The sequence below is a fragment of the Bradyrhizobium acaciae genome, assembly GCF_020889785.1.
GTDB lineage: Bacteria > Pseudomonadota > Alphaproteobacteria > Rhizobiales > Xanthobacteraceae > Bradyrhizobium > Bradyrhizobium acaciae.
Window position 1 is genome coordinate 1 of sequence record NZ_JACMYK010000074.1, and the last position, 15,830, is coordinate 15,830.

17 protein-coding genes and 1 pseudogene are annotated in these 15,830 nt (G+C 62.5%); 8 read left to right on the forward strand and 10 right to left on the reverse strand.

The window, feature by feature from the left end; translation table 11 throughout:
• On the reverse strand, nucleotides 1-579 hold a 579-nt coding region (locus H8A92_RS24705), incomplete at its 3' end, for an MFS transporter (protein WP_229198176.1).
• A 114-nt stretch (nucleotides 580-693) separates the two neighbouring features.
• On the opposite strand from H8A92_RS24705, the gene H8A92_RS24710 reads away from it, so the two are divergent.
• Nucleotides 694-1,146 carry a winged helix-turn-helix transcriptional regulator gene (locus H8A92_RS24710; RefSeq protein WP_229198177.1) on the forward strand — a complete coding sequence of 151 codons (453 nt, stop codon included), beginning with the start codon at nucleotides 694-696 and terminating at the stop codon, nucleotides 1,144-1,146.
• Between the two features lie 158 nt (nucleotides 1,147-1,304).
• Here H8A92_RS24710 and H8A92_RS24715 read toward each other — a convergent pair whose 3' ends face one another.
• Together H8A92_RS24715 and H8A92_RS24720 are read right to left on the reverse strand one after the other, a co-directional pair.
• Nucleotides 1,305-1,637, reverse strand: coding sequence for a DHCW motif cupin fold protein (locus H8A92_RS24715; protein ID WP_074128278.1), 333 nt, complete (start codon nucleotides 1,635-1,637; stop codon nucleotides 1,305-1,307).
• A gap of 270 nt (nucleotides 1,638-1,907) precedes the next feature.
• Nucleotides 1,908-2,279 (reverse strand): nuclear transport factor 2 family protein, encoded by a 372-nt coding sequence (locus tag H8A92_RS24720; protein WP_229198178.1) that lies wholly within the window; start codon nucleotides 2,277-2,279, stop codon nucleotides 1,908-1,910.
• 139 nt (nucleotides 2,280-2,418) lie between these two features.
• Here H8A92_RS24720 and guaA point away from each other — a divergent pair.
• The 3 genes and pseudogenes from guaA to H8A92_RS24735 all read left to right on the forward strand — a co-directional run bounded on the left by guaA (nucleotide 2,419) and on the right by H8A92_RS24735 (nucleotide 5,281).
• Nucleotides 2,419-4,016, forward strand: a pseudogene (gene guaA, locus H8A92_RS24725) (glutamine-hydrolyzing GMP synthase).
• 108 nt (nucleotides 4,017-4,124) lie between these two features.
• Nucleotides 4,125-4,577, forward strand: a complete 453-nt coding sequence (locus H8A92_RS24730; RefSeq protein WP_229198179.1) for a Panacea domain-containing protein — start codon at nucleotides 4,125-4,127, stop codon at nucleotides 4,575-4,577.
• Nucleotides 4,574-5,281 (forward strand): hypothetical protein, encoded by a 708-nt coding sequence (locus H8A92_RS24735; RefSeq protein ID WP_229198180.1) that lies wholly within the window; start codon nucleotides 4,574-4,576, stop codon nucleotides 5,279-5,281. The genes H8A92_RS24730 and H8A92_RS24735 overlap by 4 nt, the downstream gene beginning before the upstream one ends.
• A 114-nt stretch (nucleotides 5,282-5,395) precedes the next feature.
• On the opposite strand, the gene H8A92_RS24740 is transcribed toward H8A92_RS24735, so the two are convergent.
• Together H8A92_RS24740 and H8A92_RS24745 are read right to left on the reverse strand one after the other, a co-directional pair.
• Entirely contained in the window at nucleotides 5,396-6,751 is a 1,356-nt protein-coding gene (locus H8A92_RS24740) for an anti-phage deoxyguanosine triphosphatase (protein ID WP_229198181.1), read from the reverse strand.
• A 781-nt stretch (nucleotides 6,752-7,532) separates the two neighbouring features.
• Nucleotides 7,533-8,096: a TetR/AcrR family transcriptional regulator gene (locus H8A92_RS24745; protein WP_229198182.1), complete on the reverse strand. Its 564-nt coding sequence runs from the start codon at nucleotides 8,094-8,096 to the stop codon at nucleotides 7,533-7,535.
• Between the two features lie 115 nt (nucleotides 8,097-8,211).
• Between H8A92_RS24745 and H8A92_RS24750 the strand changes: the two genes are divergently transcribed.
• A complete protein-coding gene (locus tag H8A92_RS24750; protein WP_229198183.1) occupies nucleotides 8,212-8,865 on the forward strand; it encodes a glutathione S-transferase in 654 nt (217 codons plus the stop codon).
• 117 nt (nucleotides 8,866-8,982) lie between these two features.
• Here the strand turns inward: H8A92_RS24750 and H8A92_RS24755 are convergent, their stop codons facing one another.
• Together H8A92_RS24755 and H8A92_RS24760 are read right to left on the reverse strand one after the other, a co-directional pair.
• Nucleotides 8,983-9,582: an NADPH-dependent F420 reductase gene (locus H8A92_RS24755; protein WP_229198184.1), complete on the reverse strand. Its 600-nt coding sequence runs from the start codon at nucleotides 9,580-9,582 to the stop codon at nucleotides 8,983-8,985.
• Nucleotides 9,583-9,621: 39 nt separating this feature from the next.
• Entirely contained in the window at nucleotides 9,622-10,356 is a 735-nt protein-coding gene (locus tag H8A92_RS24760) for an SDR family NAD(P)-dependent oxidoreductase (RefSeq protein ID WP_229198211.1), read from the reverse strand.
• A 289-nt stretch (nucleotides 10,357-10,645) separates the two neighbouring features.
• Between H8A92_RS24760 and H8A92_RS24765 the strand changes: the two genes are divergently transcribed.
• Nucleotides 10,646-11,542 carry a LysR family transcriptional regulator gene (locus tag H8A92_RS24765; protein ID WP_229198185.1) on the forward strand — a complete coding sequence of 299 codons (897 nt, stop codon included), beginning with the start codon at nucleotides 10,646-10,648 and terminating at the stop codon, nucleotides 11,540-11,542.
• A gap of 31 nt (nucleotides 11,543-11,573) precedes the next feature.
• Here H8A92_RS24765 and H8A92_RS24770 read toward each other — a convergent pair whose 3' ends face one another.
• Nucleotides 11,574-12,212, reverse strand: coding sequence for a glutathione S-transferase family protein (locus H8A92_RS24770; RefSeq protein WP_229198186.1), 639 nt, complete (start codon nucleotides 12,210-12,212; stop codon nucleotides 11,574-11,576).
• Between the two features lie 236 nt (nucleotides 12,213-12,448).
• Between H8A92_RS24770 and H8A92_RS24775 the strand changes: the two genes are divergently transcribed.
• Together H8A92_RS24775 and H8A92_RS24780 are read left to right on the forward strand one after the other, a co-directional pair.
• A complete protein-coding gene (locus tag H8A92_RS24775) occupies nucleotides 12,449-12,922 on the forward strand; it encodes a VOC family protein (protein WP_229198187.1) in 474 nt (157 codons plus the stop codon).
• 187 nt (nucleotides 12,923-13,109) lie between these two features.
• On the forward strand, nucleotides 13,110-14,372 hold the full coding sequence (locus H8A92_RS24780; protein WP_229198188.1) for a serine hydrolase domain-containing protein: 1,263 nt from the start codon (nucleotides 13,110-13,112) through the stop codon (nucleotides 14,370-14,372).
• 7 nt (nucleotides 14,373-14,379) lie between these two features.
• On the opposite strand, the gene H8A92_RS24785 is transcribed toward H8A92_RS24780, so the two are convergent.
• Both H8A92_RS24785 and H8A92_RS24790 read right to left on the reverse strand, forming a co-directional pair.
• Entirely contained in the window at nucleotides 14,380-14,877 is a 498-nt protein-coding gene (locus tag H8A92_RS24785; RefSeq protein WP_229198189.1) for a peptide deformylase, read from the reverse strand.
• Between the two features lie 60 nt (nucleotides 14,878-14,937).
• The gene (locus H8A92_RS24790; RefSeq protein WP_229198190.1) at nucleotides 14,938-15,810 is read right to left on the reverse strand and encodes a bifunctional helix-turn-helix transcriptional regulator/GNAT family N-acetyltransferase; all 873 of its coding nucleotides are present in this window, start codon (nucleotides 15,808-15,810) and stop codon (nucleotides 14,938-14,940) included.
• Between the last annotated feature and the right edge of the window lie 20 nt (nucleotides 15,811-15,830).

Consider the following 15,830-nt stretch of genomic DNA (forward strand, 5'->3'; position numbering starts at 1 on the left):
CGCCGAGGTCAAATACACCACGCGCCAGCCGGCGAGATCGGCCAGCGCGCCGGCGGCAAAGCGAGCGAGCAGAATGCCCGATACAACGCCGCTGGTGACGGTGCCGATGGTGCGGCCGCGGTCGGCCGGTGCCGCCAGCGTCGCGGCGTAGGCGACCAGCACCTGGATCACGACGGCAAGCAGCCCGACCAGCACCATGCCGGCGAGCAGCACAACGGCGTTCGGCGCTGTCCCGACGATGGTCAGCGCAATCGCCGACAGAACGGTCTGGCCGACGATCAGCCTGCGGCGGTCCCAGAGGTCGCCGAGCGGCACGATCAGCATCAGCCCGAAGGCGTAGCCGATCTGGGTCAGCGTCACGACGCCACCGATCGCCGCGGGCGTGATGGCCAGGTCCCGCGCCATGGTGTCGAGCAGCGGCTGGGCAAAATAGATGTTGGCGACGCTGAGCCCGCAGGCGACGGCGAACAGCAGCACGACCGCGGGTGACAGCGCGCTTGCCGTCGCGTCGCCGGGATTCCGGTTGGTCTTGTCGTTCCGCTGGGCAGGCCGGGCCTCTGCCATGGTCTGGTTCGTCATCTCGCCTCCGCTGCAATTCGCAATCTGGTCTTATAATGAGACCAGTTGCATCGCGTGCTGTCTAGTCCTATTTTAAGACCAATTCGGAATCGTGATCGAGAGAGGCGGCGTGCGATGAAGCGGACCGGATTTGCAAAGGCGGACTGCCCGGTGGCGCGCGCGCTGGACGCGATCGGCGACTGGTGGTCGCTCCTGATCGTGCGCGACGCATTCGACGGCCTGCGCCGGTTCGGCGACTTCCAGAAGAATCTCGGCATCGCGAAGGGCATGCTGACGACCCGGCTGCGCACGCTGGTTGAGCTCGGCGTGCTCGAGCAGGTCGCTGCCTCGGACGGCAGCGCCTATCAGGAATATGCGCTCACCAAACGCGGCCATGACCTGTTCCCGATCGTGGTCTCGTTGCGGCAATGGGGTGAAGCGCATCTTTACGCGCGGGGCGAGGCGCATTCGGTGCTGCTGGACCAGGCCGGGCAGGCGGTCGGCCAGCTCGTGCTGCCGTCGAAGAGCGGCAAGCCGCTGGTGTGGTCGGACACCAAGGTGCGGAAGGTCGCGGCGCGGAGAAGGTGAGCCTGTCCCCATGAACAGGCGTCATCCTGAGGTGCGAGCTCTTGCGAGCCTCGAAGGATGGGGATGGAGCCGGGCTGTCGCCCTTCGAGACGGTCGCTTCGCGACCTCCTCAGGGTGACGGGAGGGAGAAGGGTTGCTGCCCGCGGGCACCGGCTCCCTCAATCCACAATAAACAGCGTCGCGCCCGTCGCGGTCGACGAACGGTGCGCGGCGTCGCCGAAATCGGACACCTGGTAGCTCATACCCGGCTTCAGCGTGAATTTGCGGCCGTCGCGCAGCTCGGTGTCGAGCTCGCCCGTGACGACGTAGAGAACGTGGCCGCGATCGCACCAGTGATCGGCGAGATAGCCGGGCGAGTATTCGACCATCCGTACCCTGAGCTCGCCGATGTTGAGCGTGCGCCACAGCGCTTGCCCGGTCTCGCCGGGATGCACTGAAGGTTCGACATTGCTCCAGTCGGTGACGGTGAAGGGCAGGGTCGGGATTTTCATCGGCGTGGTCCTGTTGCTGTGTTCAATCTGCGTCTGCATCCCCAAACTCCGACGTCATCCTGAGAGGATGCGAAGCTTTGTCCTCATCCATTGTTGTCGTCGCCCGGCTCGACCGGGCGACCCAGTACGCCGCGGCCTATCGGCTCAAGCCACGAGCGCCTCTGGAATACTGGATCACCCGCATGCGCGGGTGATGACACTGAGCAAGCTGGGTAAACCAAGCCCGTCACCCTGAAGGGTGACGGGAAAGAGTAGGGTGCCACAGCAATCTCAATCCACCAGATGGTTCGCCGAGCCCTGCCGGATCTTGCCCTCGGCATCCAGCCGCAGATACTCGCAGATCTTCTTGCCGCGCTCATTCTGGTAGAACACCACGACGCTGTCGGGCGAGACATAGAGATCGATCAGCTCGAAATGCAGCTCGGGCAGTTTCGCCAGCGCCGCGCTCCAATAGGCCCGCAAGTTCGCCTTGCCGCGCACGGTGCCGGACGCGCCAAAGCCGAACGCCGGGATCCGGTCCGAGGTCATCTCGGTATCCTCCGCATACATGGCGAGCACGCGCTCGAGGTCGCGCGCGTTCCAGGCGGCGATCCAGTCGCGGCCGAGGGCAGCGAGGCGCGAGGGTTCGTGAAAATCCGGCATTGGTTTCCTCCATGGATTGGCTTTAGCCAAATTAGGTCAATAATACTGACCTATATCGATTTGTCCATGCCCAAAGAAGAATGTGGGCGCAACGCTGGCCGCGGTTGCGGGGGCGGGCGCTGTCGCGTATCTGCTTGCCATGACAGCCCAGCACACAGCTCAAGCACCGTCGACGCCATCCGTGGCCTCGGCGCATGACAAGATTCTGATTGTCGATTTCGGCAGCCAGGTGACGCAACTGATCGCCCGCCGCGTCCGCGAGATGGGCGTCTATTCCGAGATCGTGCCGTTCCAGAAGGCGGAGGCCGCCTTCAAGGAGATGAAGCCCAAAGCCGTGATCCTCTCCGGCGGCCCGGAATCGGTGCACGAGACCGGCTCGCCGCGCGCGCCGCAGCTGATCTTCGAGTCAGGCGTTCCCGTGCTCGGCATCTGCTACGGCCAGATGACCCTGGCGGCCCAGCTGGGCGGCGAGGTCGAGGGCGGCCACCACCGCGAGTTCGGCCGCGCCGATGTCGAGGTGAAGACCGATAGCCAGCTGTTCGACGGCATCTGGAACCACGGCGAGAAGCACCAGGTGTGGATGAGCCATGGCGACCGCATCACCAAGATGCCGCCCGGCTTCTTTGTGGCCGGCACCTCGCCGAATGCGCCGTTCGCGATCATCCAGGACGAGAAGCGGAAATATTACGGCCTGATGTTCCACCCCGAAGTGGTGCACACGCCCGACGGTGCAAAACTGCTGCGCAATTTCGTGCGCAAGGTCGCAGGCCTCACCGGCGACTGGACCATGCGCGCCTTCCGCGAGGAGGCGATCGAGAAGATCCGCGCCCAGGTGGGGAAGGGCAAGGTGATCTGCGGCCTGTCCGGCGGCGTCGATTCCGCCGTGGCGGCGGTGTTGATCCACGAGGCGATCGGCGACCAGCTCACCTGCGTGTTCGTCGATCACGGCCTGCTGCGGCTCGACGAGGCCAAGACCGTCGTCGACCTGTTCCGCAACCACTACAACATCCCGCTGGTTCACGTGGACGCATCGAAGGAGTTTTTGGGCGAGCTCGAAGGCGTCACCGATCCCGAGGTGAAGCGCAAGACCATCGGGCGCTTGTTCATCGACGTGTTCGAGGCGGAAGCGAAGAAGATCGGCGGTGCGGCGTTCCTGGCGCAGGGCACGCTCTACCCCGACGTGATCGAGAGTGTCTCCTTCACCGGCGGACCTTCCGTCACCATCAAGTCGCACCACAATGTCGGCGGCCTGCCGGCCCGCATGAACATGAAGCTCGTCGAGCCCTTGCGCGAGCTGTTCAAGGACGAGGTGCGCGTGCTCGGCCGCGAGCTCGGCCTGCCCGAAGTGTTCGTCGGCCGCCACCCGTTCCCGGGCCCGGCCTCGCCATCCGCTGCCCCGGCGACATCACCAAGGAAAAGCTCGACATCCTGCGCAACGCGGATGCGGTCTATATCGACCAGATCCGCAAGCACGGCCTCTATGACGCGATCTGGCAGGCCTTCGCGGTGCTGTTGCCGGTCAAGACCGTCGGCGTGATGGGCGACGGCCGCACCTACGAATACGTCGTGGGCCTGCGCGCCGTCACCTCGACCGACGGCATGACCGCCGACTTCTACCAGTTCGACATGAAATTCCTGGCCGAGACCGCGACGCGTATCATCAACGAGGTGAAGGGTGTGAACCGGGTGGTGTACGACGTGACGTCCAAGCCGCCGGGGACGATTGAGTGGGAGTAGACATCCTCCGTTTTGTTCACTATTTGTTCTGTCATGCCTTATGATGCGAGATCAGTAGCGAATCTATTTTTGGATCGGGGAGCGGCTGTAGGCTGCCCTGTAACGATCATGTCGCTGCTCAAGATCCTGTATTTTGCTCACGCATGGCATCTAGCGAAAACGGACGAGCCTCTCGTCGGTCAACCCTTCGAAGCTTGGAAGCACGGTCCTGTTAATCGGGTCGTTTACGAGCAATTTAAAGGAGTTGGCTCTAAACCTATCGTCGGACGCGCCAAGGTAATTAACGTTGAAACAGCGACTTTCGAGGTCGCATCCTATGACGACGTCGATCCTTCAACGGTGCAATTTCTCGAGAATATTTTCGACTTCTACTCGCAATACCATCCCTTCAAGCTGTCCGACTTGACCCACGAAGAAGGGTCTCCATGGGAGGAGGTTTGGAGCGAGGCTTCTCGGAAAGCGGTTCCCGGAATGCTAATATCGAACGATTCGATTCGCAGCTGGTTCAGAACGAGCCGTGCTGTGCATAGGGGTGCAGCCGACCGTGGATGGACCGTATGATCAAAGTACCGACGCCCCCCGTGCCTGAATTGGCCCGGATCGAAGGCGACAATCTGAAATCAATTATCGACTGGCTAGTAAGTTACTACGAAAGCACCGCCGCTCCGTTCAACTACAGGCCGGCAACCAAAGCGACAAAGTCTGCGTATAAAGGTCTTCACGAGTTTAGACCCCTAATCGATTCTTGCCATTCGCAAAAGAACAAGATCGGGCGAAAGGCTAATATCGATGTCGTTTCGTTGGCTGCTCCGATCGCGTTCGGACGGTCAACTCAAGTTTTCGATTTGTCGCCACGCCGCTTCAACTTCGGCGGAGATCTTCAGTCTGCATTTCGTATTCCATTCTTTTTCGTCGAAGATCGCATCGTAAAGCTGTATTTCCTCCAACCACGAAAGGATGGAGCGCTCAACGACGACCAACTGAGTATGGTCGCGACGATCCACAAGAACTACTTGTTAGATACGGAGTTCTATGGACAAGTTTCGGATGTGGAATATGTCGATCTGAGCGCCCCCAAGAAGGGCATGGGGCGGAGGTCACGTGTCCTCACACTCAATGATTTGGATCTCTGGCCGCAAAAGCGCCTTGCAGAGCGTGTTGCATTGATCGCAGAAGCATTGAGGTCGATCTCCGAAAGAGAATTGGCGAAACCTAAACGGCGGGCGTTCATCAGTCCCGATCCGTCGATGCCGCTATTCGATTGAAGATCACAACCTGCATGTGATTGGCTCTGCCCAAAGAGCGATCGCGCGCTGCGCCTGCTCCAAACGTTGAACGTCGCGGAGGCAGCCTCGGGCGTGCCCGCTGTCGTCGTCCCCTCAAAGTTTGTCGAAGACAGAGCCCATCCGAGGCGCAAACAGTCGCTCATAGGTTTTCAGGAGATAGGAATCTGTCATTCCGGCCACGAAATCGCAGATTGTCCTTAAATCGCCTGCTGATTTTTCGAAGCGAGCGAGCGCATCGCTAGGTAGAAGACGTGCAGGGTCGGACTGAAGGGCCTCGAATACCGCAACGACCATGCCTTGTCCCTTGAATTCGAGGTGCTGGACACCGGGACTCTTTATCACGTGTGTTGTTATGAGCTCCTTGAGCGCGTCAAGAAACTTGCGCTGATGCTCCTTCATGTTTGCTCTATATCTAATTAGCGGCTCAGCGAATTGCTCGTGTTCTACGTACTCCATGGCCGTTATGAAGTGATGTACGAGACGGCTCACGAAGTGTTTGCGTGAACTGCTGCCTCCAAACAGGCTTTCGGCCATTTTGCCGTAGACGTCGTTCGCACTTTCCCTTGGATACTTAGCTTTCAAAGCATCAAGGAACGAGCTGGAGCGCTCCTCCGAAACAATGTCTCTGAATTGCGTCTCATTAATTAGCTTCAATGCTATCGCATCTTCGAGGTCGTGGACGCCATAAGCGATGTCGTCTGCGGCATCCATAATGCTGCAATCAAGGGATTTGTGTTTCGGCTTGTTATGCTTGCCGTTCTTCAATTCGAATTCCTGAAATGCGTCCCGGTCCTCGCGACTGAGCGGCTTGAGTATCCATGCGACGACATCTGCTTCAGAATCCATGTAGCACTTCGGTGGTTTGGATGACTCAGTGTCGATTATTTTCAGTGTTGTAGGTCCGTTCACCAAGCTTGGTATCAGAGCGGCATTACAAGCATTGGAATAAGCAACCGGATATTTAAGCACTCCAAGAAGGGAGCGTCGCGAAAGGTTGGCGCCTGCATCTTTCGAGAAATTCTCAAGTCGGGAGAGAATGCGAAGTGTCTGGCCATTTCCTTCGAATCCCCCTGGCTTCCTGCCGTCGCAATCCCGCATGCAATAGTTCAGGGCAATCTCGCCCCCATGTCCAAATGGCGGATGGCCCAGATCGTGGGTGCAGCCGACGGCTTGAATAAGGCTGCGATCGGGCAATTCGGCTGTAGCTGGATGATCTGAAAACGACTTGGCGAGCTGTTTGGCGATACCTCCGGCGATCTGCGCAACCTCAAGCGAATGCGTCAGCCGTGTGCGGTAAAAATCGCTATCACCCAGATTCAATATCTGGGTTTTCCCCTGCAATCGTCGGAAGGATGCCGAATGGATGACGCGAGCATAGTCTATGTCTCCATCGCCACGGGCGTCTTCGGTCTGCTGGAGCCATCCTTCTCGCCGTTCAAGCCAACTCATATGATCTCCCAACGCCCTTGGAAACCCTTGGTAATACTCCGTGTTCCGAGGAGCAAGCGCAACCCGGACGAGCGCCGCGATATCCAGGGCTGTTTCGTCAACCCACGATATTCTGCCCTCGTTGTCGTTTCGCAAATGTGCGCAGCTCCGTTGATTTGGCCCAACGCAAATCAATTCCTGCTCCATCACCTGCGACAATTCACCCCGACGGGCAACTCAGCAAAACCTGTCAATCTGCGAATAAGAAAATATTCCGCTTGGCGTTTGACCCAACTCAGCTGTTCAATATGCGCGTCTCACCCGACACGAGGGGCGGATCGCGATCGTCACGAACGCGGGTCGAGATGCGGTGGACGCTGAATGCGCGACTGACGAGTGCGCGTGAGGCGGACGGCGAAGTCGTGTGGTCCTGACGCCCTAGTGGTAGGTGTCTTTTCGCATTGCGCGATGCGCGTTGTGAAGACGGTGACAAAAAAGCCCAGTCTCGCCGGGGAGAGCACGAAGTAAGCCGCACAACCATCGCGCAGGGAAGGCCGGGTTGCTCCCGGTTACACCTGTGGTCCTACCCCCCGAGCTTTCTACCCATTGCTCGGGGCCCACGGGTGCGATCGGCACCCGGTCTTCCCTGCGCCCTCTTCCAAGTGAGAGGGCAAAACGACACGTAAGGCTCGGACGTTTCAGTCGCGAGAATGCCGTTGCATGCCGTTACGCTGGTTGAAGCGCAGGGTGGATCGGCCGGAGGCGTGATGCACCACGTCAGCGGGATTGAGCCATGGAAGACCTACTTCGGCAGCAGACCCGCGGCGCGATAATTGTCGATCGTCGTGTCGTAGAGCGAAATATCGGAGCGGCTTCTGGCGATGAGCTGCGCGCCGGCGACGGCGGCGAAGATGGCGCGGGCCCGCTGCTGGCTCTTTCTCGAGTTGGCCAGGCCCGCGGCCACCAACAGCTTGCTCAGCCACGCCACGTTGACGTCGGCAAAGGTCTGCACCTCCTGCTTCACTTCGTCGGGCAGGTCGTCGAACTCCGCGGACATGAAGCTGCAGAGGCACATGCGATTGTCGTTCTCGAGCGCTTTGCGAAACATTTCGGGATAACGGCGCAGGCAGCGGAGCGGATCGGCGGTTTCCGCCAGCATCGCCTCGAGCTGGGCGGCGGTGTCCTCCCAGTAGCGCCGCGCGACGGCTGTGCCGAGATCGGCCTTGCTCGGAAAATGGTGGTAGATGCTGGCGGCCTTGATTCCGACGTCGTCGGCGAGATCGCGGAAATTCAGGCCGCCATAGCCGCGGGCCTGCGCGGTCCGCTTTGCTGCCGCCAAGATGGCCTCCCGCGCGCTTGAGCTCACGTCCTTCGCCTCACTGCTTCGTTATCTACCAAGTGACAGGTAGGGCTTGACCAGCCAGATTAAAAGTCCCCATATCGGGCCTACCAAGTGACAGGTAGACAAAAGAGGACTCATGATGAAGATTTACGATTTTCCGACCGGTCCATATCCGGCCCGCGTTCGCATCGCTTTGGCCGAAAAGAACCTGCGGCCGCAGGTGCAGTTCGTGCTGGTCGATCTCTACAAGGGCGAGCACAAGAAGCCCGAATTCCTGGCCAAGAACTACTCCGGCACGCTGCCGGTGCTCGAACTCGACGACGGCACCTACATCGGCGAGTGCACCGCCATCACCGAGTACCTCGACGCGCTCGATGGCGCGCCGACGCTGACCGGCAGGATGCCGCGGGAAAAGGGCGTGATCCACATGATGAGCAAGCGCGCCGAACTGGAATTGCTCGACGCCATCAGTGTCTATTTCCACCACGCCACGCCGGGTCTTGGGCCGCATGTCGAGATCTATCAGAACCCCGAATGGGGATTCCGTCAGCGCGACAAGGCCCTCAGGGGGATGCACTACTTCGACGGCATCCTGAAGCGCCAGCCGTTCGTCGCCGGGGACGCGTTCACGATGGCGGATATCACCCTGATCGGCGGCTTGATCTTCGCGGGACTCGTGAAGGTGCCGGTGCCGGCAGAATGCGAGGCGCTTTCGGCATGGTATGCAGGGATGCTGGAGCGTCCGAGCGTCAAGAACCGGATCACGATGTCCGAGCCCATCATGGCGTCTTGATTGAGCAAGCGTGGTCCGCAATGAGCGAAGCGATTTCCTGTCCGCGTGTGCGGTGGCCGGCATCTCGCTGTCATCATGCGGGCCACTCGCACCCGAGGTCAATTACACGATCGCAGATCATTGCTCCTTCTTGAACAGATCCTGGAAGATCAGCGGACCCCAGACCCGTCCGCGTGCGTGCACCAGCGCGCCACCCTCGTTGAGCCTTCCGAGCTTGACCGGTGCAAACCCGAGTTGTTTGGCCAGGACCTCGACCGGAGCGATCGCGTCATCGTCGTCACCAGACAGGAAGACCACCCGGTGGCCGCCCTCGACGACGGGATCGGCAGCCAATTTGGCCGCAACCAGGTGATTGAAGCCTTTGACATACGTGGCGCCGGTGAACGCCTTCGCGGCGAAGGCGGAGGACGGAAGACCGTCAAGCTCCTCAGGCGGAAGCTGCGCATTCATCGCGTCGATCACCGTCTTGCCTTGCCAGCTCGGCAGCGCCTTCGCGACCTCGCGATGCTCCCCGAACGGGACCGCCAGGATGACCGTGTCGGCCGCGAGTGCATCCCGCAGCGATTTGGCGACGACCGTGGCTCCGATCGCCCGGGCCTGAGGCGCCAAATCCTCGGGCGGCCGGCGGCTCGCGACGGCCACCTCGATGCTCTTGCGGGCGAACGCCTTGGCGAGCGCCTGACCGACCTTGCCGAAGCCGATAATTGCGTAACTCATGGTGCTTCTCCGATCCATGTTGATATTGATTGCCCGCCTTCAGATGGCCGAGAAGCCGCCGTCGACCGACAGCTCCACCCCATTCACGAAGCTGGAATCATCGGAAGCAAGGAACAGCGCGGCCGCCGCGATTTCCTCAGGACGACCCATCTTCCCGCGCGGGATCAGCGACTCGAACATCCGCTTCGCTTCCTCGGTGAGGACCTGGTCCTGCATCGGTGTGGCGATCGGCCCCGGGCTCAGCACGTTGACCCGGATATTTCTGCCCTTCAGTTCGTTGAGCCAGGTGCGTGCGAACGAGCGCAACGCCGCCTTGCTCGCCGCATACACGCCGTAACCGGGAAAGCCTTTCACCGAAGCAACCGACCCGGTCATGAAGATCGATCCGCCATCGCCAAACAGCGGCAGCGCCTTCTGCACCGTAAACAGCGTGCCGCGCGTATTCAGGCCGAAGGCCGCATCGAAATGCTGCTCGGTAATCTGTCCCAGCGGAACGGCTTCGCCGATGCCGGCGCTCGCGTACAGCACGTCGATCCTGCCCTTTTCCCGACTGACCGTGTCGAACAGGCGGTCGAGGTCGTCGAGATTGGCTGCGTCGCCGCGCACGCCGGTCACGTTCCGGCCGATCAGTCTGACGGCCTCGTCGAGCGCCGCCTGCCTCCGGCCCGTGATGAAGACATAGGCGCCTTCCTCGACGAACCGCTTGGCGCTCGCCAGCGCCATGCCGCTCGATCCACCCGTGATCACTGCAACCTTACCTTCAAGCTTTCCCATGACTTCTCCTTTCAGACCCCACCTTTGACTGGTCCGGGGCGATCCCCGAGAGCCCGAGATAGGGCCGTCCGCGTCGGGCGTTGAGTGCGGAAGCGCGCACATCGGTGGTGCGAAATCGATCCGGCTGGACGGCTGACGCAGGCTGCGAGGAGCCGTGCCCCTGTTCGGGGAATTGGGCCGCGCGCTTGCCGGCATAGGCTTTGATGACCGCCAGTGTCCCCCCACATACGAGATGCTGACGGTTGGATACGAGCTTTGGAAGGGGCACCGCGCGGTGCCGGATTGCACCATGATCGACTGGGACGACGTTCGCTACTTCCTTGCCGTTGCGCGCGGAGGCTCGGTGCGGGCTGCCGCCGAGCGCCTCGGGGTCAATCACTCAACCGTGCTCCGACGCATCGCCCAACTCGAGGAACGCCTCGGTGCGCAGATGTTCGAAAAGCTGCCGTCGGGCTACCGCCTGACGACCGCGGGAGAGGAGGTCCTCGAATTCGCAGACCAGATGGAAGCGTCGTCGCACCAGCTGGAGACGCGCGTCTTCGGGCGCGACCAGAGCGTGCGCGGGCGTCTGCGGGTGACGCTGGCGCCGCCGCTCGTGACGCACCTGCTGATGCCGGGCTTCGCCGAGTTCGCGCGCCTGCATCCGGACATCGAGATGGACATCCTGTCGTCCGGCGAGTTGGCAAATCTGACCAACCGGGAGGCCGACGTCGCGATCCGCGTCGTCTACGACCGCAAGACCCTGCCGCTCAATCTTCACGGCCAGAAGGGTCCGGAGCTGTTCGGAGGCATCTACATGTCGCGCGATCGACTGGCCGCGTGGCGGGCTGGCGCGCCTGATCCCATCAGGTGGATCGTCATCAGCATTCACGGAATCCCGGACTGGGCCCACGAGGGCGAGGTTCGCGCCACGGGGGTTCCGTTCAGGATCACGGATGCCGAGGCGCAGATCGTTGCAGTCCGGCAAGGGCTCGGGATGACGACACTGCCGTGTTTCATTGGAGATGCCGACCCGCTTCTGGCGAGGGTGCCGGGCACCGACCTTCACATGTACGGAACGCTCTGGCTTCTCACCCAGGGCGAGACACGCAAGACGAAGCGCGTGCGGTTCTTCACGGAGTTCGTATCCCGCAGGCTCGCCGCCTACGCTCCGCTTCTCGCGGGGCTGTCCATATCGCGCGACTGACGCGCGGCCGGTCGTCGTCGGCGCTTGCCGGCTAGCGCGTGTTGACCGCTCGCTGCGCCTCGAACGCCCGCTTGTAAGCGGGCCGCGCTTCGCCGCGGGCGACGTAGGCTGCTAGGCTCGGATATTCGTCGAGGACGCCCGATGCCCTCAGCCTGAGCAGCACCGACACCATCATCAGGTCGCCTGCGCTGAACGCGCCGTCGAGCCAGTCGGCATCGCCGAGGCAGGCGGCGAGTTGCTTCAGCCGGTCGCGGACGCGATCCATGACCAGGGGCAGGCGTTCCTTGGTCCATGGCTTGTCGCTCTCCAGAATCCTGGCGGTCACGAGTTCGAGGATCGGCGGTTCGACCGTGTTGACCGCGGCGAACATCCAGCTGATGGCGCGGGCGCGGGCATTGGCGTCGTCAGGCAGCAGGCCCGCGTGACGCTCGGCGATATGGAGCACGATCGATCCGGTCTCGAACAGCGCGAGATCGCCTTCCTCATAGGTCGGGATCTGGCCGAACGGATGCAGCGCCAGATGCGCCGGCTCTTTCATCGCCTGGAACGAAACGAGGCGAACCTCGTAGGGCCGGCCCACTTCCTCCAGCGCCCAACGGACGCGGGTATCGCGCGCCAGCCCCTTACCGCCGTCGGGTGAGCGATCAAAGGCGGTGATGGTGGGGGGCATCGTCTCTCTCCGTGGGCTTGCGTCCCGAGGACGAACGAGCGGCGCGCACTCCGACAGCCGATGTTGGATTATTTGGGCCGCGAGCGTCCCTGCGACCTTCGCCGGGACGGCGGTGGGGCGTGTGGAGGCGGTGTTGTCACAAACTGGGTTCCGTAAATAATTTCCATCAGTCTGTTGCCGCGGTGTCGGCTGGCGTCTTCGCCAACCGTCCTTTGCGTATAAACCAGGAGACTCAAATGACCGATCTCGTCACATGCCTTTGGTTCGATCAGGGCCAGGCGCGGGCAGCGGCGGAATTCTACGCTGCGACGTTTCCCGACAGCCATGTCGGCGCAGGCCAGCAATCGCCAATACCGGGCATCGGGCAGGGCGAGGAGCTGACGGTCGAGTTCACTGTGCTCGGTCGCCGCTTCGTCGGGCTGAACGGCGGCTCCAACTTCACGCCGAACGAGGCGGTCAGTTTCATGGTGCTCACGGATAGCCAGGACGAGACTGATCGCTACTGGAATGCCGTCCTCGGCAATGGCGGCAAGGAATTGCCCTGCGGCTGGTGCCGGGATCGCTGGGGCTTCACCTGGCAGATCACGCCGAGGCGGTTGCTCGAGCTCGTCAACGGCGCCGATCGCGCCGCCGGACGGCGCGCGATGGAGGCGATGATGACGATGAAGAAGATCGACATCGCCACGATCGAACAGGCGGCTGCCGCGTAATCCGCACGCCGGAATGATTTGGCCCGGGCGCGACAGTCAGGTGTCAGATCGAACTGGTATGTGCGACGCACGGCAATTCGCGCGGCGGCATGCGCCTGCGGCGACGGTCACCCCGGCGCAAACGCGGGATGTGTCCGTTGCCGTCGCGTGATACCAAACTCGCTCCGCAGCTCTGGAGCCAGAATTGATGTCCGTCGCAGCCGCCGCCAACGCGCAACAAAATCCCACCGCCGCCGAGAGCGATCCGAAAGAGCTCGGCTGGATGCAGGGCTTTCCGCCGTCGCAGGACCAGAGGATCACGTTCCACGACGGCTCGTTCCGCAGCTTTCCCGAGCTGCGCTGGGCCTGGAGCAACATCCGCCAACTGGTGCCGACGGTAAATGTCTGGCGCGGGACAGGGCCGGCGTCGGTGCTGCCGCGGGAGGATCACGACATCGGTGCCTCCGCGTCGGTGACGATCGACGGCCGCCCGCAGACCTTCGCGCGGATGCTCGAGGACAGCTACGCAGATGGCATCGCGGTGCTGCATCGGGGCAAACTGATCTACGAGCGCTATTTCGGGGCACTGAAGCCGCACAAGCCGCATATCGCGATGTCGGTGACGAAGTCGTTCACCGGCACGCTCGCCGGCATGCTGGTCGCCGAAGGCAAGATCGATCCGCAGGCGCCGGTCATCGACTACGTGCCGGAGCTGAAGGCAAGCGCATTCGGCGATGCGCGCGTGCATGAGGTGATGGATATGACCACGGGGCTGAAATACACTGAGGTCTATACCGACAAGAATTCCGACGTGTGGGGGTTGCGGCGCGCCAACGGCATGGCGCCGATCCCCGCGGGTTACGAAGGCGCGACCAACATTTTCGATTTCCTCTGCGCGCAGCAGAAGCAGGGCGAGCACGGCAAGGCCTTCGCCTACAAGACCGTCAACACCGATGTGTTGGCCTTCATCGTCAGGCGCGCCAGCGGCATGACGTTGTCCGATTTGCTGTCCGAGCGGATCTGGGCGCCAATGGGCGCGGAGGAGGATGCGCATTATCACGTCGATCGCATCGGCACCGAAAGCGGTGGCGGCGGATTGTCGACCACGCTGCGCGATCTCGCGCGCTTCGGCGAGACCATCCGCAATCACGGCCGCTTCAACGGGCGGCAGATCGTGCCGTCGTCGGTTGTCGAGGACATCGCGCGCGGCGGCGATCCCGAGAAATTCAAGCCGGCCGGCTACACCACGTTGCCGGGCGCGTCGTACCGCAATCAGTGGTGGGTGACGCACAACGAGCACGGCGCCTACATGGCGCGCGGCGTGCACGGCCAGGGCATCTACATCGATCCCAAGGCCGAGATGGTGATCGCGCGCTACGCCTCGCACCCGATGGCGGGCAACGCTGCCAACGACCCCGTGACGCTGCCGGCGTACATGGCGCTGGCCAGGGATCTGATGGCGGGAGGGTGAAGTCGAGCTAGCCGCGCGAGATCTTCTCGAACCGCTTGATCAGCCGCTCCCGCTTCAGCCGCGAGAGCCGCTTGATCCAGAACACGCCGTCGAGCTGATCGATCTCGTGCTGATGGCACACCGCGCGCAGGCCATCGGATTCCTCGGTCTGCATGTTGCCGTCGAGATCCTGGTAGCGGACCCGGACCCGCGCATGGCGCTCGACCTCGTCGGTGACGCCGGGCATCGAGACGCTGCCTTCCTTGTGCAGGATCATCTCGGACGCGGCCCAGATGATCTCCGGATTGACATAGGTCTGCGTACCCTCGCTGGCGTCGAGCTCGAGCACCACGACGCGCAGCGACACGCCGATATGCGGCGCGGTGATGCCGATGCCCGGTGCCGCGCGCATGGTATCGAGCAGGTCGCCCGCCAGCTCGCGCAGCGTGTCGCCGAACACGGCGACCGGCTCGGCCGGCAGCGCAAGCCGCGAATCGGGATAGCGGACGATGGGGCGAATGGTCATGCGGGTGTCTTAGGCCAGCGCATCGCGCCGAACAACACGCCGATGCCTGAGCCGTGCCGCTCAGAGCCGCTTTTCGAAGAACAGGTTGGGGTAGGGGTCGTCGTTGAAGCGCGGGATCTCGGTCCAGCCGGTCCTGCGGTAGAGTTGACCGGCCTCCGCCAGCGCACTGTTGGTGTCGAGCCGCAGCACCGTGATGCCGAGCTCGCGCGCGGCCTTTTCCGCCGCGTCCATCAGGCGGCGGCCGAGGCCGAGGCCACGCGCGGCCGGCGCGACCCACAGCCGCTTGATCTCCGCGAACTCATCGCTTGTGCCTGTCAGCCCGACGCAGCCGAGCGGCAGGCCGTCCGACATCGCCACGATGAAGCTGCCGCGCGGGCGCACCATGTCTTTGGCATCTGGGTCGCGCGACAGCTTGACGTCAAACCCCTGTTTGAAGCGTCGTGCCAGCTCGGCGTAATATTCACCGAGGCAGTAGCGCGCTGCGTCGCTGCGCGGGTCCATCTCGTCCAGGGCGGTGCCGTCGCGGCCGAGCGCCGAGGCGATCAGATCCATCGCCGCCAGCAGTGCGTCACGTTGGCTGTGGTGGCCAAGGAAGTCCTTGGCCTGCCGGTTGGAGATTGCCTCATAGGCATTGAACTCGCACTTGCCCGCCGCTGTCAGCCTGGCGATGCGGCGGCGCGCGTCGTCGGCATGTGCCGTGGTCTCGATCAGCCCTTCGTCCTCGAGGCTGCGCAGCAGGCGGCTCATCAGGCCCGAATCGAGCCCGAGATAGTCCCTGATGTCGCCGACATCGGCACGTCCGTGCCCGATCGCGTTCAGCACGCGCGCCGCACCAAGCGGCCTGCCGCGGCCGAGAAACGAGGTGTCGAGCGCGCCGACGGCGGAGGTCACGGCACGGTTGAAGCGGCGGACGCGGGAAACGGGGTCGAGCATATATCTGACTTTAGTCAGAT

Coding starts and splice junctions, on each gene's coding strand:
- H8A92_RS24710 (WP_229198177.1), top strand. CDS start 694: ATGAAGCGGACCGGATTTGCAAAGGCGGACTGCCCGGTGGCGCGCGCG.
- H8A92_RS24715 (WP_074128278.1), bottom strand. CDS start 1,637: ATGAAAATCCCGACCCTGCCCTTCACCGTCACCGACTGGAGCAATGTC.
- H8A92_RS24720 (WP_229198178.1), bottom strand. CDS start 2,279: ATGCCGGATTTTCACGAACCCTCGCGCCTCGCTGCCCTCGGCCGCGAC.
- H8A92_RS24730 (WP_229198179.1), top strand. CDS start 4,125: ATGTCGCTGCTCAAGATCCTGTATTTTGCTCACGCATGGCATCTAGCG.
- H8A92_RS24735 (WP_229198180.1), top strand. CDS start 4,574: ATGATCAAAGTACCGACGCCCCCCGTGCCTGAATTGGCCCGGATCGAA.
- H8A92_RS24740 (WP_229198181.1), bottom strand. CDS start 6,751: ATGAGTTGGCTTGAACGGCGAGAAGGATGGCTCCAGCAGACCGAAGAC.
- H8A92_RS24750 (WP_229198183.1), top strand. CDS start 8,212: ATGAAGATTTACGATTTTCCGACCGGTCCATATCCGGCCCGCGTTCGC.
- H8A92_RS24755 (WP_229198184.1), bottom strand. CDS start 9,582: ATGAGTTACGCAATTATCGGCTTCGGCAAGGTCGGTCAGGCGCTCGCC.
- H8A92_RS24760 (WP_229198211.1), bottom strand. CDS start 10,356: ATGGGAAAGCTTGAAGGTAAGGTTGCAGTGATCACGGGTGGATCGAGC.
- H8A92_RS24765 (WP_229198185.1), top strand. CDS start 10,646: ATGATCGACTGGGACGACGTTCGCTACTTCCTTGCCGTTGCGCGCGGA.
- H8A92_RS24770 (WP_229198186.1), bottom strand. CDS start 12,212: ATGCCCCCCACCATCACCGCCTTTGATCGCTCACCCGACGGCGGTAAG.
- H8A92_RS24775 (WP_229198187.1), top strand. CDS start 12,449: ATGACCGATCTCGTCACATGCCTTTGGTTCGATCAGGGCCAGGCGCGG.
- H8A92_RS24780 (WP_229198188.1), top strand. CDS start 13,110: ATGTCCGTCGCAGCCGCCGCCAACGCGCAACAAAATCCCACCGCCGCC.
- H8A92_RS24785 (WP_229198189.1), bottom strand. CDS start 14,877: ATGACCATTCGCCCCATCGTCCGCTATCCCGATTCGCGGCTTGCGCTG.
- H8A92_RS24790 (WP_229198190.1), bottom strand. CDS start 15,810: ATGCTCGACCCCGTTTCCCGCGTCCGCCGCTTCAACCGTGCCGTGACC.